The following is a 16,716-nucleotide window of genomic DNA, read 5'->3' on the forward strand; positions in this document are numbered from 1 at the left end:
TTTTGCTCCCTGCTCCGCTAACAAGGGTCGATGAGCAAAAGCGACGACGAAAACCTCGGCCCTGCCACCAAGCTGGTGCAAGGTGGGCGGCGGCCCGAGTGGACCGGCGACCCGCGGCTGGGCGGCAGCGTCGTCAATCCGCCGGTGTGGCGCGCCTCGACGATCCTTTACGACAATATCGCCGACCTCGAGGCGCGTGGACACGCAACGCACAACAAGCTCTATTACGGTCGCCGCGGTACCCCGACGGTGTGGGCGCTCGCCGATGCGCTGACCGGCATGGAAGCGGGGGCGGCGGGGACGTTGCTTTATCCGTCGGGGGTTGCGGCCAATTCGGCGGGGCTGCTCGCGCTGCTCGCGCCCGGCGATCATCTGCTGATGGTCGACAGTACTTATGAACCTACGCGCGCCTTTTGCGATGGTTTGCTTGCGCGCTATGGCGTGACGACGACCTATTATGATCCGCTGATCGGGGCGACCATCGCCGACCTTATCACCCCGCAAACCAAGTTGATCTTCCTCGAATCGCCGGGCAGCCTGACCTTCGAGGTGCAGGATATTCCCGCAATCACCCGGGTCGCGCGCGACCGCGGCGTGCTGACGATGCTCGACAACACTTGGGCGACACCGCTGTTGTTCCCCGCGCTGGCGCACGGCGTCGATGTGACGATGATGAGCCTCACCAAATATGTCGGCGGCCACAGCGACGCGATGATGGGGTCGCTGACCGCGACGAAAGCGGTGTGGCCGCGGCTGCGCAGCGCGGCGTATCAGCTGGGGCAGGCGGTATCGCCCGACGATTGCGCGCTGATGCTGCGCGGGCTCAGGACGCTTGATGTTCGCATGCAGCGGCACGGCGAAAACGGGATGGCAGTCGCCAACTGGCTCGCAGCGCGGCCGGAAGTCGGGCGTGTTCTCCATCCGGGGCTCGAGGGCGACCCCGGCCATGCGATCTGGTCGCGCGACTTTGGCGGAACAAGCGGGCTGTTCGGCTTTACCCTGAGCGGAGCCGCCGCCGCCGTGCGCACGCGCTTCATCGACGCACTGTCGCTGTTCGGCATCGGGTTCAGCTGGGGCGGTTATGAAAGCCTGGTCGTACCCAGCAACCCCATCCGCACTGCGACGCCGCGCACCGATCCCGACCCGCTCGTCCGCCTGTCGATCGGGCTCGAAGATCCCGTCGACTTGATCGCCGATCTCGAAAAGGGCCTCGGCGCAATGACCGCGCCATGATGAGCATCGACGAACTTGCCGCCCGGATGGGCTTTCCTTCGCTCGCCGACGCGCGGCTGGCCGAACTCGCGATCGCCGCCGCGCTCGGCGCACTGGCGCTCGGCATCGGCTGGTTGGTCAAGCGGCGCCTCGGCACGCGGCTCGCTGACTGGCTGCACGGGCAGGAATTTGGCGCGCCCGGGCCGCTGACCGCACGCGCCGCGGCGATGGTTGGCTGGCTGGCCGCGCTGTTGTTTGTCGGCATCGTCATCGCTGCGTGGCCATGGGATCCATTTGCGCTGCTGCTGCTCGATATTGTGCTCGCGATCAGCATTGCGGTGCTGATCCGCAACATTCTGGTCGGGGTCGGGCTGGGCGACGGGATCGCGCTCGCGGGTGCCTTTGTCGCGCTCGTCGTGATGCTGTCGCGCGCGGTCGGCGGGCTTGAAATGCTGCAGGAACGCCTGGACAGCGTCGGCTTCTCGGTCGGCGCGCGCCATTTCTCCTTGCTGTCGGCGATCAATATCCTGCTGACCGTCGTCATCCTGTTTACGATCGTCCGCGTCGCCAACCGCGTGCTGCGCCGGATGATAAAGGGCAGCGACAAATTCGATCCGACGCAGCGGCTGCTGATCGAAAAGATTTCAGGCGTGGTGATCATCGTCGCGGCGTTTTTCGTCGGCATCGACATGCTTGGCATCGACCTCACCGCTTTCGCGGTGTTCTCGGGCGCGCTGGGACTGGCGATCGGCTTCGGGCTCCAGAAAACCGTCGGCAATCTGATCGCCGGCATCATCCTGCTGATGGACCGGTCAATCAAACCGGGCGACGTGATTGTCGTTGGCGACAGTTTCGGTTGGGTCAACAAGATCGGGGTGCGCGCCGTGTCGGTGATCACGCGCGAGGGCAAGGAACATCTGATCCCCAACGAGAATCTGATGACACAGGAGGTCGAAAACTGGAGCTATTCCAGCCGCGCAGTGCGCGTGAAGATCGAAGTCGGGGTCGCCTATGACACCGACCTCCGCCTCGCGCAGCGTCTGATGATCGAGGCCGCGAAGGAATCGAAGCGTGTGCTCGAAGAACCGGCGCCCGTCTGCTGGATCACGGGTTTTGGCGACAGCAGCGTCGACCATGAACTGCGCTTCTGGATTACCGACCCCGAGGGCGGGGTCGGCAATATCAAGGGCGGCGTGTTCTTGAGCATCTGGGACAAATTTCAGGAGGCCGGGATCGAAATCCCGTTCCCGCAGCGCGACCTTCATGTCCGCGACCGGCCCGAAGCGGCGACCAAGCCGGTGGCTGCCTCCAAACCCAAGTCAGCAACTGAGCCGCGAAAGGCGGCCCGCGGCCCCCGCCGTCGCGGGGGCGACGATCCTCAGTAACCGGCCTGCTTGGCGCGTTCGACGCATTCGACGATGATGCGCTTGGCTTCGTCAACGTCGCCCCAGCCGTTGAGCTTCGCCCATTTGCCGGGTTCAAGGTCTTTGTAGTGGGTGAAGAAATGCTCGATCTGTTGCAGAACGATCGGCGGCATATCGGTGTAGCTTGCGACATCGGCATAGTAGGGGAAAGTCTTGTTGACCGGGACGCAGAGCAGTTTCTCGTCGCCGCCAGCGTCGTCTTCCATGAGCAGCACGCCGATCGGACGGCACTTCACGACGGCGCCAGCGACGATCGGCGAGCGGGCGACCACGAGCGCGTCGAGCGGATCGCCGTCTTCGCCCAGCGTGTGCGGTACAAATCCGTAATTGGCGGGATAGCGCATCGGGGTGTGGAGGAAGCGATCGACGAACAGGGCACCCGACGCCTTGTCGAATTCATATTTCACCGGCTCGCCGCCGATCGGCACTTCGATCAGGACGTTCAGGCTATCGGGTGGGCTGTCGCCGGCGGGGATCAGGTCGATGCGCATGGGAGAGTGGCGTCCTTTTGTTTTATGAGTCGGGCGCCCCTTAGCGCCGGAAAGCGCGAAAAGTCGAGGGTGAAGGGAGTCTCTCCCTGTGACCGCAGGTCATGGGGAGGTAGCAGCGCAACCGCTGGCGGAGGGGCTATGGCGCGACGCCGCGGCCCCTCCACCAACGCCCTATGGGCGCAGCCCCCCCCATCGCTTCGCGACAGGGAGGATTTACAGCGCCCGTTTCGGCGCGAACAGCCGGTCGAACCAGTCCGGACCGCTGCCGACCTTTTCGACATGCGGCCAGCGCAGCCCGCCGTGATAGGCCAGGTCGATCTGACGATAACGCCCGCCGCGCTCGACGAGCAGCCGCACCGGGGTCTTGCCGTCGGTCGCGGCGCGGATCGCGGTCTCCAGCCGGTCTTTACTGTAACTCATGCCGTCAACGGCGACGATCTTGGTGCCGTTGACGATGTCTGCCTTGAACGCCGGACCGTCCCACAGGACCGCGCTCGCGTCACCGTCCTTGTTAATCGTCATTCCGAGCGAGTGGGTCAGGTCGTAATTTTTTGCCTGCGCCATGCGGTCGCGGTCGAAGACGTTGGGCGCATCGCGCCACACCAGCTGGTATCCTGCGCGCTCGATGCCACGAACCGGCGCGCCTTGCCCCGGCGTCAGTAACCGGTCGCGCAGGAAACGCGCCCAGTCATTGGGATGTACCGCATTCAGCGCAGCGACGACATCGTCGAAATTATAGCTGTCCTGCCCCCAATCCCCCTCACGCCCGCCGAAAAAAGCGCGCGCGAAATCGTCTAGGCTTTTGGCGTCGTTTGTCGCCTGGCGGATCAGCAGGTCGGCCTCGAGCCAAGTCAGCGATCCCTCATTGTAATAATCCTCGCCGCGCGACCAGCTGGCAAAGGGCTTGGGTTTGCGCGCGCCGATGACCGGGTCCAGCGTCGTATCCTCGACCGATCGCCATTCACGCCCCGGCTGCACGCTATAAAAGCCCGCATGGGTCGCCCATTCGGCCAGGATCATCTCTTTCGACTGCATCCCCGACCGGCCGGCGAGCACCAGGTCCCAATAGCTGGTCTGGCCTTCGTAAACCCACAGCAGATTGCCCTGCATCGGGGTGCGGTAGTCGGGGGTCCATAATTTGTCGGGGCGGCGATATTTGCCGTTCCAGCTATGCACCAACTCGTGCGGCAGCAGCCCGCGTTCATGGTCATTCTCGTCCCATGCCGTGAAATAGTCGCGATTGCGGCTGTTTTCGCTGCTGCGATGATGCTCCAGCCCGATCCCGCCCAGCTCGTCGGTCAGCGCGAGCAGGAATTCATAGCGGTCGAACGGGCGCGATCCGAACAGCGCCACCGTTTCCGACACCAGCGCCGCGTGGCGCGCGACGTGGTCGGGGCGGGCGTCGAGGTATTTGGCTTCGTCAGCAACGACGTTCAGCGTGACATTCTGCCCCAGATCCCACTTGCGGAAATGGCGGCCCGCGAACATCGGGCTGTCGACCAGCACCTCATAATTGGTCGGCGCATAGCTGTAGCGATTGCCCGCGACCTTCAGCCCGTCGAGCGCCGCGACGCCGGTCCACCCGTCGGGCAGCGTCACTTCCAGCTGAACCGGGATCTGCCGCGTGAAATAGCCTGCGGGATAGAGGCTGACCTGTTCCCATTGCAGGTTCATCATCGCCGGGGTGACGACGACGCGGCCCTCGCTGGTGCGGGTCGGCGACAGGAAATCGAACGCGACGTCGATGCTTTTGACCCCGGCGGGAACCTCGATGTCGAACGCATGAACGTCGGTCGGCTGGCGCGTCCAGTTCAGCGGCTTGCCGCCCGCGGTGGGTTTGAACCCCGCCATTTCGGCGATCGCGCCGCGCGGGGCGTGCTTGCCGGGCAGCCATTCGGGATAGAGCAGGGTCAGCTTGCCGAGCTTGGCGACCGGGATTGTCTGACGGACATGAAAGATACCGCGCGCAACGTCGGTGGCATCGACTTTCAGCTGCATGGTGCCTGGATAGGGTTTGTCGGCGGGCAGCGGGATGGTCAGTGGCTGCACGACCGGCTGCGGGCGGCTGTTGCCGTTTTGGGCAAAAGCGGCGGGGATGATTGCGATCAGGCCGACAGCGGCGAGCAGTTGTTTTTTCATTGCGGGATTGTGCCGGGAAATGGGCGTGAGGTCCAGACTTAGCCCCTCCTGAAGGGGAGGGGTTTGTTGGACTTTGCGCCTCCGCGAAAATCGATTAGACGCCGCGCCCATGAGCAAGGACAAATCCGCCAAAATCCCCACCCCGCAGGCCGTGCGCGGCACGCAGGATATGCTGGGCGATTTCGCCGACCGTTTCGCGCATGTCGTCGATACCTTCGAACGGGTGCGCCGCCTCTACGGCTACAAGCGTATCGAGGTGCCAGTGATCGAGCCGACCGCGGTGTTCGCGCGCTCGCTGGGTGAGACGACCGACGTGGTGTCGAAGGAAATGTATTCGTTCGACGACCGCGGCGGCGAATCGATCACCTTGCGCCCCGAATTCACCGCGGGCATCGCGCGCGCCTACATCACCAACGGCTGGCAGCAATTCGCGCCGCTGAAGGTTGCCACGCACGGCCCGCTGTTCCGCTATGAGCGCCCGCAAAAGGGGCGCTATCGCCAGTTTCACCAGCTCGACGCCGAAGTGCTGGGCAGCGACAGCCCGCTCGCCGATGCAGAACTGCTGGTGTTCGCCGACCAGCTACTCAAGGAATTGGGGATCGCCGAAGGCGTGACGCTGACGCTCAACACGCTCGGCGATGCGGCGAGCCGCGATGCTTGGCGCGCGGCGCTGGTCGAGCATTTCGAAGCGCACCGCGGCGAACTGTCCGAAGACAGCCTCGCGCGGCTTGACAAGAATCCGCTCCGCATTCTGGACAGCAAAGATCCCCAAGACCGCCCGATCGCTGATAGCGCGCCCGACATTGATGCGTTTCTGACTGCCGAAGCGCAGGATTTCTTCGGTGCAGTTACGTCGGGCTTGGACGCCGCGGACGTCGCGTGGGAACGCAACGCGCGGTTGGTGCGCGGGCTCGACTATTATCGGCACACGGCGTTCGAATTCGTCACCGATCGGCTGGGCGCGCAGGGCACTGTGCTCGGCGGCGGCCGCTACGACGGGCTGATCGAGGCGCTTGGCGGGCCGCCGACGGCCGCGGTCGGCTGGGCGGCGGGGATCGAGCGGTTGGCGATGTTGGTTGCCGACGACGTCATCGATTGCCGGCTAGACTTCGTGATTGCCGTTGAAGACGATGGCCAGCTGAAACTAGCGATGAAGACGCTAGCGGCATTGCGCAATCGTGGCTTTGCGAGTGAAATCGTCGCGAGCGGCTCGCCGCGCAAGCGTTTCGACAAAGCGGCAAAGATTCCCGCTCGCGCGCTGATTGCAATCGGTACGCGCGATGGCGTCTCGTACACCAATATGCGTGGCGACAGCGAGCTGACGATTGTGGCCGACCAGACTATTCGCGCACTCTGATGACCCAAGTTTCCGAACGCCAGATCGACGCCATCATCGAACGCCACGCCGCCCTTCAAGCGCGCATGGCGACCGGCGACATGGCGCCCGCGGACTTCGTTGCGGCGTCGAAGGAGTTTGCCGAGCTCGAACCCGTCGCCACCGCGGCGCGCGAAGTGGTGCGGCTGCGCGGCGAATTGACGTCGCTCACCGAAATGCTGGCCGACCCCGAGATGAAGGCGATGGCGGCAGAGGAAATCGCGGCGGTCGAAACGGCACTCCCTGCTGCCGAGCATGACCTTGCGCTCCAGCTGCTGCCCAAGGATGTCGCTGACGCGCGCGCGGCGATGCTCGAAATCCGCGCCGGGACCGGGGGCGACGAGGCGGCGCTGTTCGCCGGTGACCTGCTGCGCATGTACAGCCGTTTTGCCGACGGGCAGGGGTGGAGGGTCGAAATCATCTCCGCCAACGAGGCCGAAATGGGCGGCTACAAAGAAGTCGTCGCCTCGGTGACAGGCCAGGGCGTTTTTGCGAAGCTCAAATTCGAAAGCGGCGTCCACCGCGTCCAGCGCGTCCCCGCCACCGAAAGCCAGGGTCGCATCCACACCAGCGCTGCGACCGTCGCGGTGCTGCCCGAGGCCGAGGAGGTCGACGTCGCGATCAACGACAGCGACCTCAAGATCGACATCTACCGCGCGTCCGGCGCGGGCGGCCAGCACGTCAACACCACCGACAGCGCGATCCGCATCACCCATATTCCCAGCGGCCTTGTCGTCATCCAGCAGGACCAGCGCAGCCAGCACAAGAACCGCGCCAAGGCGATGCAGGTGCTGCGCGCGCGGCTCTATGATCTTGAGCGCGCGAAGATCCACGACGCCGAAGCGTCGGCGCGCAAGTCCATGGTCGGGTCGGGCGACCGCTCCGAACGCATCCGCACCTATAATTTCCCGCAGGGGCGGGTCACCGACCACCGCATCAACCTGACCCTCCACCGCCTGCCCGAAATCATCGAAGGCGCGATGGACGAGCTGATCGACGCGCTGATCGCCGAAGATCAGGCGCAGCGGCTGGCGGGGTTGGGTGACTAGTCCCCCTCCCGCAAGCGGGAGGGGTTAGGGGTGGGCGTTGCTTCCCCCAACTCGTTTGCATCGAGCGAAGTCGAGATGCCCATCGGAATAGCGCTGTGGCGGGGTGTCTCGACTTCGCTCGGCACGAATGGAATTGGGCGCGGTTGACTGGACATGAGCGAGGTCGCCGACAATATCCGCACCGCTGCCAATCTGCTCATCGGGATCAGCGATACGCCGCGGCTCGATGCCGAACTGCTGATGGCGCATGCGCTGGGGGTCGAGCGGCAGGATGTGTTGCTCGATCCGGCGCGGTTTGACGTGCCTGAACTATACGCCCATCTGATCGCCCGTCGCATGGCGCACGAGCCGATCGCCTATATCGTTGGCTATCGCGATTTCTGGACGCTGCGGATCGCGGTCGGGCCGGGGGTGCTGATCCCCCGTCCCGACAGTGAAACGCTGGTCGAGGCGTGCCTCGACTTGGCGCGTGAGCGGGGCGCGGACTGGCCGCCGCGGGTGCTCGATCTCGGCACCGGGCCGGGCACCTTGCTGCTCGCGGTGCTCAGCGAGTTTCCGGCGGCGACGGGGCTGGGTGTCGATATGTCCGAACAGGCGCTGGCCTATGCGCGCGACAATGCCGCGGACCTCGGGATGGCGGGTCGCACCATCTTCCAGTCGGGCGACTGGGGTGAAGGTATCGACGGCCCGTTCGACCTCATCCTGTGCAACCCGCCCTATATCGGCGCCGACGAGCCGTTGATGCCCGATGTCGCCGACCATGAGCCCGCGGGCGCGTTGTTCGCCGGTGCCGACGGGCTCGACGATTTCCGCCGCATCATCCCCGATCTGCCGCGCCTGCTGGCCCCCGGGGGCGCCGCGATCCTTGAAATCGGCGCGACGCAGCACAGCTTGGTCAGCGATCTTGCTGAAACCGCAGGATTCACCGTCGCCTGCCGCCAGGATCTGGCTGGCCGCGACCGGGCGCTTTTGCTGACCCGCGCCTGACCACCCGCGCAAATATTGCTTGGTTTTCGCCGCAAAGCGGGTTAGGGGCAAGTTACAGACCCGGCTGGGGTACCTTTGGCGATGCATCGCATCGACACTGGTCCGGCGGATCTGCTTCCCACTTACGATGTTCGTACCGGGCTTCGGTCCAGACGAGCGGTAAAGGGCAAGAACCGCGCAAGGCGCGCGGGCACGACGCGTAAACAGCGCGATCGGCCAAAAGGGGTTGGCTTAGCTTATTTAGCTTTTCGACAGGATGTCTCAGTTGAACATGAACAACCGCCAAAGCGGTCGCCGTCGCGGCCGCAACAATAACAACAGCAACAACAATAACCGCCCGCAATCGGGTGGCCGCGGTGGGGTAGATCAGGCCAATCGCATCGACAGCCGCGCCCGCGGCAACGGTGCCCAGATGATCGAGAAATACCGCAACCTGGCGCGCGATGCGCAGCTGGCCGGGGACCGGGTCCAAACCGAATATTACCTCCAGTTCGCCGATCATTATTTCCGCGTCGTGAGCGATTTTCGCCTCCGTCAGGAAGAAAAGAACGCGCAGAACGGCCAGGATCGCGGGCAGGACCGCCAGCGTGAAATTCGCGGCGTCGAAGATTTCGACGGCCATGACGACAGCGATCTGGATATGGACACCGATCGCGACGACAATGGCGAGAGCGACCGCGGCGAGCGGAATGATCGCGGCGAACGCAATGAACGCAATGAACGCAACGACCGCGCCGACCGCAGCGACCGTCCCGAGCGCAGCCAGCGCGAAGCGCGCGGCAACCGCGACACGCGCAGCGATCGCGATGACGATAATCGCGGCAACCGCCAGTCGCAGGACCGCCCGCGCCGCGATCGCGACGAGGGACGCAATGACGTTCGGAGCAGCGACGGCGACGACGCCGGAGCCAGCAGCGTCGAAACCGTTGCCGAGGAAGCGCCCGCGCCGCGCACCAAACGTCGCAGCCCGCGCCCGCGCGCGGCTGAGGCCGACAGCAACGACGATGGCGGCAACGCCGGCATCGACACCGCGGTGCTGCCCCCGGCCATCGGTCGCCCCGAGCGCAGCGTCGAAGCCGACGCTGAGACCGACGGCGGCGCCGAAGCGCCCGCCGCCAAGCCGCGCCGCACCCGCCGCACGCTGGCGACGCGCAGCCCCGGCGTGGAAGCCGCCGAGTGAAGGTACATCTTCGCGCTGGTCATTGACCGGCGCATGACATAGCCTCCCCGCGGAACGATCTGCGGGGAGGCTTTTTTATGCGCGCTTTGGCAAGGACTTGCGGGGCGATTGTCGTCGCTGGTGCGTTGGCCGGCGTACCTGTGGCGGCGCAGGACGGCATGCCGGGCAATGCGCAGGGCGATGTCGCGGTCACCATCTATAACAACGGTCAGTCGCTGGTGCAGGACGAGCGCCAGCTCAGCGTTGCCGCAGGGCGCAATCGCATCGAATTTCCCGACGTGTCGGCGCGCATCCGCCCCGAAACGGTGACGCTGTCGGGTCCGGGTATCGCCATTGTCGAACAAAATTTCGATTTCGACCTGCTCACTCCCGACAAATTGATGGACAAGGCGGTCGGCCAGTCGATCACGCTGGTCCGCACCAACCCCGCGACCGGCGCCGAGCGCACCGAGCGCGCCAAGGTGCTCGCGGCAAATGGCGGCATCGTGCTCCAGATCGGCGAACGGATCGAGGTGCTGCGCGACGACGGCCTGCCTGTGCGCGCGGTGTTCGACCGCCTGCCGCCCAATTTGCGCGCCCGCCCGACGCTGTCGGTAACGGTCGATGCGGTCAATGCCGGGACGATCCCGACGCGGCTGTCGTACCTTACCCCCAATCTGGGCTGGACCGCCGACTATGTTGCGCTGTTCGACGCGGCGAAGGGCGCGATGGACATTCAGGGCTGGGTGACGCTGACCAACAGCACCGGAACCACCTTTGCCAGTGCGCGGACCTTGCTCGTTGCGGGCAATCCGGGCGGGGGCGGGGGGTTTCGCCAGATGACGGGCGCGATGAACAGCGCCGGGACCGAAAGCAACGACCGCGAACGGCTCGGCGACTATTATCTCTATCCGCTCGCTGCACGGACGACGATCGCCAACGCGCAGCAGAAACAGGTGAGCTTTCTCGATGTGAAGGGTGCGCCCGCGCAATCGACCTATGAATATGTCAACCGGTGGCTGGGGAGCAGCACCGAAGCGGCGAGTACCGCGAGCGTGCTGCGCTTTTCGACCTCGCGCCAGGGCGGGCTGGGCGACCAACTGCCCGCGGGGACGATCCGCGTCTACATGCGCGACGCGCGCGGCGACCCGCAGTTCATCGGCGAAAACAATATTGGGCACACCCCGATGGGATCGGCGATGTCGCTGCGCACCGGCGACGCCTTCGATGTCAAGGTGCAGCCGACCGTTGTGTCGCGCACCCGCAAGGGCGATTCGCGCTGGGTGACCAAGATGAAATATACGGTCACCAATGCGCGTCCGGCGCCGGTGACGGTGCTGCTCGCGCAGGACGGGCTCTATGGCGACGTGCGGATCACCGACGAAAGCCTGAAGGGCGAACGCATCTCCGCCGACCGCGTCGAATGGCAGGTGCCCGTACCCGCCAATGGCAAGACCGACGTCACCGTCACATTCGATACGCGCTACTAAGGCGCGCACGATGCGGGGTGCGCTCCTGCTGGCATGGATCGCGGCGCTGCTGGCGCCGGGGTTGGCGATTGCGCAGGCCGAACCGGCGATCATCGTGTCGGCAAAAATCGATGACGCGGCGGTCACCGTCTATCGTGCCCCGAACCGCGGTCGCGGCGCGATCAACCCGAACTGGCCGCAGGGTTTCGCCTTCATCACCGAAACGCGAACGGTTACCTTGCCCGCCGGGATATCGGTGCTGCGATTCGAGGGCGTCGCGGAAGGGCTGCTGCCCGAAACCGCGGTGGTCAGCGGTCTGCCCGATGGGGTGATCGAAAAAAATCGCGACGCGCGGCTGCTGTCGCCCGCGGGGCTGGTCGACGCATATTTGAAACGCAGCGTCACTTTGCGCCGCACCAACCGCGCCACTGGCAGGGTCGTCGAGCAGGAGGCGGTGATCCAGGCCGGTCCGAACGGTGGCGTGATCCTGCAAAATGCCGCAGGCGGCTTTGAGGCGCTTGCCTGTTCGGGGCTTCCCGAACGCATGCTCTATTCGCGTGTGCCGAAGGATTTGTCGACCAAGCCGACGCTGTCGGTGTTGGTCGAAAGCCGGACCGCCGGCACGGTGACCGTACAGCTGCTCTATCTCGCCGAAGGCTTCGACTGGGCGGCCAATTATGTCGCCGACCGCGGATCGGACGGCAAGACGCTGGGGCTGACCGGTTGGATCACCGTCGCCAATGGCGGCGTCACCAGCTTCCCCGGTGCGCAGCTCAACGTGATCGCTGGGCGGCTGAACAAGTTGTACAGCCCGCCATTGCCGCGCAGCACCCCGGGACGGCTGATGCTGAAATGCTGGCCGATGGACATCACTAGCACCCATCCGATGTGGGAATTGCCGCCGATCATCGCGTTCGAGCAAGAGTTTGGAATGGACGCCGCCGAGGAGGTGATGGTTACTGCCAGTCGTATCGATCGGCGCGAGATGTTGATGTACGCCCCGGTCGCCGCTCCTGCACCGCCACCGCCACCGCCACCAGCTGAGGATCTGGGCGATCTCAAATTCTACCGCGTCCCCTTCCGCGTCGATGTGTCGGCGAAGGGTCAAAAACAGGTCGCCTTGCTCTCCGAGGACAAAGTCGCGGTCGAGCAGCTTTATGCGGTGACCCTGTACCAGAACAACCAGCCGCAACCGCTGATGATGCGCCTGCGTGTTCAGAACCGCGAAGCCGACGGGCTGGGGCTCGCGCTGCCCGCCGGGACTGCGGCGGTGTTCGAGAGCGTTGGCGGCCAGCGCTTGCTCGTCGGCGAGGCGGCGATCGGCGACAAGGCAAAGGACGAGCGGGTCGATTACGACATCGGCCAAAGCCCGGCGGTGCAGTTTCGCGCCGTAGTCCAGGAACGCGATGCCAAGAGTGCTTATCAAATTTGGCAGGTCACCCTGACCAACGCGCGGCCGTTCGACGCCGAGGTCGAGATATTGATCCCGTTCGCTATCGACCCGCCGCCCGAGGGTTGGGAGCGGCGCGGCAGCACCTGGGTGTGGCGCGTGCGCGTGCCTGCCAACGACAGCGTGACGCAAAGCTTTCGCCAGAAACTGAAAGACGGCTGATTCGCCGCCCCCACCCGGGTCACGCCGGCGGCAATGCCCGCGGCCGGTGATTTTCGTCGAGCGCGACAAAGGTAAACAGCCCGCCGGTGACCTTGACCTCTTCCTGTCCGCGCCCGCGCGTCGCGATCACTTCGATGCGGATGCCCATCGACGTGCGTCCGCGGCGTTCGAGATGCGCATAGACCGAGATGATGTCGCGCAGCAGGATCGGCGCGATAAACTCCATCGCCTCGATCGCTACCGTCGCGGTTGGGCCTTGCGCGATGCGCGCAGCGACGATGCCGCCGGCGATGTCCATCTGGCTCAAGACCCAGCCGCCAAAGATATGGCCATTGCTATTGATATCGGCGGGAGCGGGAACGACACGCAGAATCGGGTCGCGCCAGGCTTTGGAGGGAGCACTATCGGTCATGGTTCATGTCTGGATCGCTTTCGAACGGGTCTTCGATCGCCTCGTCATGCCCACTGCCGCTCGACAGGAACACCAGCCCCATCAGTGCGGCGCCGAGCATGACCGACAGGCCGACCCCGGCAGCGGTCGCGATAATCATATGGATGGTCAGCGCCTCGCCCATGCTGAAACGCAGCCAGCCGAGCGCGCCGACGACGGCGAGCAGCGACACCAGCACCATGCCGCACATCAGGCGGCGATAGCGCGCCCACGCGATTTTCGCGGTGGAGTCTTTGTCGAGCGGGGAGGGTTTGACCATGGCGCTTCCATGAACCAAGCCGGGACCAAGGCCAAGCGCGAATGGAATGCGGCCAGATGTTTCGGCTTTGCCGCGAATCATGATAGGCTTGCACTCCAAAGAATCGACATGGGGAGCGGCAAGGCATGACGATCGGAGCGATCCTTCACGGGCGCACAGGCCCGGTAATATCGGCGCGCAAGGAAGACACGGTGCGCGCGGTGCTTGACCTGCTCGCCCAGCACCGTATCGGCGCGGTCCCAGTGATGGAGGGCGACGCGATCGTCGGCATTTTTTCCGAACGCGACCTTGTCCGGCTGATGTCGTCCTATGGTCCCGAGGCGCTCGACCGCCAGCTCGACGAGGTGATGACCAAATCGCCCGTCACCTGCGATCCGTCGACCGCAGTGATGGCGGCATTGTCGCAAATGACCCAGCGCCGTATTCGCCACCTGCCCGTCGTGGACGGCGGGCGACTCGTCGGTTTTGTGTCGATCGGCGACCTGGTCAAATATCGCATCGACCGGATCGAGGCTGAAGCCGCGGCAATGCGCGACTATATCGCGTCCTGAGTCGCCGCATCGACGGCTGGCGGTTGGCGGCGGCGAACGAGCCGCAGCACTTCGGCGATCGCTTCGCGTTCGAGCAACCAGAGCAGGCCGCCGTAAAGCATGCCGCCCAGCGCGACGAGCGCGACGAGCTGAACCGGTGCGGCCAGCCCGATTGGCGCAGTCGCCTCCGCGGCAAGGCCGACCCCGACCGCCATGACCAGCGCGGGCGCAAGCCCCGGCAGCATTGCGCGGCCGACATCCCTTAAGGTCACCCCGATCAGCGGCGCCGACAGCAATGCGGTAACGAGCAGCAGCAGCGGTGCGGCAATAAGCCACGCCCAGGCCATGCCGATCAAACCCCATTCAGCGCCGATCAGAAAGGCGGCCGGAAACATGATGGCGCCGCTCAGCGCGCTGAACATCGACACCGACGGTTTGCCGAGCGCGTTGGTCAGCGGCGCAAACAATATCTGCACCGTCATCAGCATCAACGCGAGTGCGATGATCTGGATATAAGGCACCATGCCCAGCCATTTTGTTCCGAACACCGTCTCGACCATCGGCGAGGCGGTCACTGCGAGTCCGCAGTAGAAGGGCGCCGCGACGAGCATCACCAGGCGCACCGTCTTGAGGAACGACCAGCGCACGGCTGCCCTGTCATGTTTGATTCGCGCATAAGCCGGAAACGCGACCTCGTTCAGTGGCGGCACAAATTTCGCCATGAAAATCTGCGCCAGGAACAGCGCCTCGGCATAAAGGCCCAGTGCATGTGGTTCGAATCGCGCCCCGGCAATGAAGATGTCGGACTGGCTCTGCACCAGCCAGAACAGCTGGCTGAACAGCACCGCCGACCCGAACCCGATGATCTGGCCGCAGCCCCTGAAATCGAAACTGGGCCATACCAGCAGTCGCGCGACGACCGTCAGCCCGATCGCGCGCGTCCAGAACAAGGCAATCGGCGCATAGACGAGCGTCCACACCCCATAGCCTGCGAGCGCGCAGGCCAGCGCCGTACTCGCCCCCGCCAGCGCCGCGAACAGATTGACGAAGGCCTGCCGCCGGAAATCCAGCGCGCGACTCATCATGACTTCGGGCAGCGCGATGAACGGCGTGGCAAGGAACAACAGCGCCTGAACCTGGAGCAGGTCGGCAACGATCGGCTGCCCATAATAGGCCGCGGCGATCGGCGCGCCAAAATACTGGATAGCGGCCAGCAAGGCGTTGAGCACCAGCAGCAGGCCGAAGGCCTGCCTGATTCGGAACGGATCAATCGAATCAGACTGGACCAGCGCGCTCGCGAATCCCCAGCCGTTGAGGAAGGCGAGAAAGGAAATGACGACCTGCGTCATCGCAAACAGCCCGTAATCGGCTGGATCGAGCAGGCGAATCACCATCAGGGTCGAACCCCAGGTGATGATCTGCGCCAGAATCTGGCTGCCTGACCGCCAGATGACCGCGCTGCGAACCCGGTTTCCGAACGCCGCCGCGCTTTCCCCGCCCATCTCCGAACCCTTGAAATCCGCGCTTTCGCTCACCATTTGGTCCTTCTGGCACCGGGGGCATCCCGGCGGGTCGAACCACCTTTGAAACAAAATTGCAAAAAGGTTGTTGACGCGAATCGATGACGGGCTTAGAGGCCTGTTCACCGGACGGGGCGCGGCGGCAAACGCCACGCTCCAGCCGGTCGCCAACAGATACGGACAGATGTCCCCCGATAGCAATAGCGGGGAACGACAACTGTCCGCCATTTCTTGTCGGTGGCTCTTTGAAATTGTGATTGTCGATGAAGGGACATGTGGGCGGCGGCCCTGGGTCTGGCAGCTTTAGGGTGTCAGTAACTCAGGATAAAAAGCCAAGCCTGACCTACATGTCTAACACGTTTCCATTACGTGGGAGCGGCTCTTCGTTTGCCTGTAATTCGTTACAGGTTGATGTCGGGACCGTTCCAAATTTGTGTAGGCCAGGCTCCTTAAAATGAGCGGGTTTGCGAGGGAATTCCACCTTGGCAAATTCGAACATCAAACTTGAGAGTTTGATCCTGGCTCAGAACGAACGCTGGCGGCATGCCTAACACATGCAAGTCGAACGAACTCTTCGGAGTTAGTGGCGCACGGGTGCGTAACGCGTGGGAATCTGCCCTTGGGTACGGAATAACTCAGAGAAATTTGTGCTAATACCGTATAATGTCTTCGGACCAAAGATTTATCGCCCAAGGATGAGCCCGCGTAAGATTAGCTAGTTGGTGGGGTAAAGGCCTACCAAGGCTACGATCTTTAGCTGGTCTGAGAGGATGATCAGCCACACTGGGACTGAGACACGGCCCAGACTCCTACGGGAGGCAGCAGTGGGGAATATTGGACAATGGGCGAAAGCCTGATCCAGCAATGCCGCGTGAGTGATGAAGGCCTTAGGGTTGTAAAGCTCTTTTACCCGGGATGATAATGACAGTACCGGGAGAATAAGCTCCGGCTAACTCCGAGCCAGCAGCCGCGGTAATACGGAGGGAGCTAGCGTTGTTCGGAATTACTGGGCGTAAAGCGCGCGTAGGCGGTTTTTTAA

General features: G+C 64.1%; 14 protein-coding genes and 1 rRNA gene. 10 read left to right on the forward strand and 5 right to left on the reverse strand.

From position 1 onward, the window contains the following. Positions 1–30: 30 nt before the first annotated feature. Complete coding sequence (metC, locus tag K0M74_RS17760; RefSeq protein ID WP_293975544.1) at positions 31–1,233, forward strand: cystathionine beta-lyase; 1,203 nt, start codon at positions 31–33, stop codon at positions 1,231–1,233. Beyond that, complete coding sequence (locus K0M74_RS17765; RefSeq protein ID WP_293975546.1) at positions 1,230–2,597, forward strand: mechanosensitive ion channel domain-containing protein; 1,368 nt, start codon at positions 1,230–1,232, stop codon at positions 2,595–2,597. Before metC ends, K0M74_RS17765 begins: the two co-directional genes overlap by 4 nt. Here K0M74_RS17765 and ppa read toward each other — a convergent pair. Both ppa and K0M74_RS17775 read right to left on the reverse strand, forming a co-directional pair. Continuing rightward, positions 2,591–3,127, reverse strand: coding sequence for an inorganic diphosphatase (gene ppa / locus K0M74_RS17770; protein ID WP_088440191.1), 537 nt, complete (start codon positions 3,125–3,127; stop codon positions 2,591–2,593). The genes K0M74_RS17765 and ppa overlap by 7 nt on opposite strands. Before the next feature lie 213 nt (positions 3,128–3,340). Next, a complete protein-coding gene (locus tag K0M74_RS17775; RefSeq protein WP_293975549.1) occupies positions 3,341–5,266 on the reverse strand; it encodes a peptidase M61 in 1,926 nt (641 codons plus the stop codon). A gap of 109 nt (positions 5,267–5,375) precedes the next feature. Here K0M74_RS17775 and hisS point away from each other — a divergent pair, with 109 nt between their 5' ends. The 6 genes from hisS to K0M74_RS17805 all read left to right on the forward strand — a co-directional run bounded on the left by hisS (position 5,376) and on the right by K0M74_RS17805 (position 12,917). Next, complete coding sequence (gene hisS, locus K0M74_RS17780) at positions 5,376–6,623, forward strand: histidine--tRNA ligase (RefSeq protein ID WP_293975551.1); 1,248 nt, start codon at positions 5,376–5,378, stop codon at positions 6,621–6,623. Continuing rightward, positions 6,623–7,690, forward strand: coding sequence for a peptide chain release factor 1 (gene prfA / locus K0M74_RS17785; RefSeq protein WP_293975553.1), 1,068 nt, complete (start codon positions 6,623–6,625; stop codon positions 7,688–7,690). Before hisS ends, prfA begins: the two co-directional genes overlap by 1 nt. 153 nt (positions 7,691–7,843) lie before the next feature. After that, on the forward strand, positions 7,844–8,677 hold the full coding sequence (prmC, locus tag K0M74_RS17790; protein ID WP_293975555.1) for a peptide chain release factor N(5)-glutamine methyltransferase: 834 nt from the start codon (positions 7,844–7,846) through the stop codon (positions 8,675–8,677). 256 nt (positions 8,678–8,933) lie between these two features. Then, positions 8,934–9,857 carry a DUF4167 domain-containing protein gene (locus K0M74_RS17795; RefSeq protein WP_293975557.1) on the forward strand — a complete coding sequence of 308 codons (924 nt, stop codon included), beginning with the start codon at positions 8,934–8,936 and terminating at the stop codon, positions 9,855–9,857. 158 nt (positions 9,858–10,015) lie between these two features. Further along, positions 10,016–11,326 carry a DUF4139 domain-containing protein gene (locus K0M74_RS17800; protein WP_293975574.1) on the forward strand — a complete coding sequence of 437 codons (1,311 nt, stop codon included), beginning with the start codon at positions 10,016–10,018 and terminating at the stop codon, positions 11,324–11,326. 10 nt (positions 11,327–11,336) lie between these two features. Next, positions 11,337–12,917 carry a hypothetical protein gene (locus K0M74_RS17805; RefSeq protein ID WP_293975559.1) on the forward strand — a complete coding sequence of 527 codons (1,581 nt, stop codon included), beginning with the start codon at positions 11,337–11,339 and terminating at the stop codon, positions 12,915–12,917. Positions 12,918–12,936: 19 nt separating this feature from the next. Here K0M74_RS17805 and K0M74_RS17810 read toward each other — a convergent pair whose 3' ends face one another. Beyond that, on the reverse strand, positions 12,937–13,329 hold the full coding sequence (locus K0M74_RS17810; protein WP_293975561.1) for an acyl-CoA thioesterase: 393 nt from the start codon (positions 13,327–13,329) through the stop codon (positions 12,937–12,939). After that, positions 13,319–13,627 (reverse strand): hypothetical protein, encoded by a 309-nt coding sequence (locus tag K0M74_RS17815; protein WP_293975563.1) that lies wholly within the window; start codon positions 13,625–13,627, stop codon positions 13,319–13,321. Before K0M74_RS17815 ends, K0M74_RS17810 begins: the two co-directional genes overlap by 11 nt. Before the next feature lie 125 nt (positions 13,628–13,752). Here K0M74_RS17815 and K0M74_RS17820 point away from each other — a divergent pair, with 125 nt between their 5' ends. Next, the gene (locus tag K0M74_RS17820; RefSeq protein ID WP_293975565.1) at positions 13,753–14,178 is read left to right on the forward strand and encodes a CBS domain-containing protein; all 426 of its coding nucleotides are present in this window, start codon (positions 13,753–13,755) and stop codon (positions 14,176–14,178) included. Here K0M74_RS17820 and K0M74_RS17825 read toward each other — a convergent pair. Then, the gene (locus K0M74_RS17825) at positions 14,163–15,695 is read right to left on the reverse strand and encodes a lipopolysaccharide biosynthesis protein (protein WP_293975567.1); all 1,533 of its coding nucleotides are present in this window, start codon (positions 15,693–15,695) and stop codon (positions 14,163–14,165) included. The two genes, K0M74_RS17820 and K0M74_RS17825, sit on opposite strands and share 16 nt — an antisense overlap. Before the next feature lie 482 nt (positions 15,696–16,177). Between K0M74_RS17825 and K0M74_RS17830 the strand changes: the two genes are divergently transcribed. Beyond that, a 16S ribosomal RNA gene (locus K0M74_RS17830) occupies positions 16,178–16,716 on the forward strand; the annotation flags it as partial.

Source organism: Sphingopyxis sp. (assembly GCF_019459305.1).
In the GTDB taxonomy this organism is placed as follows: Bacteria; Pseudomonadota; Alphaproteobacteria; order Sphingomonadales; family Sphingomonadaceae; genus Sphingopyxis.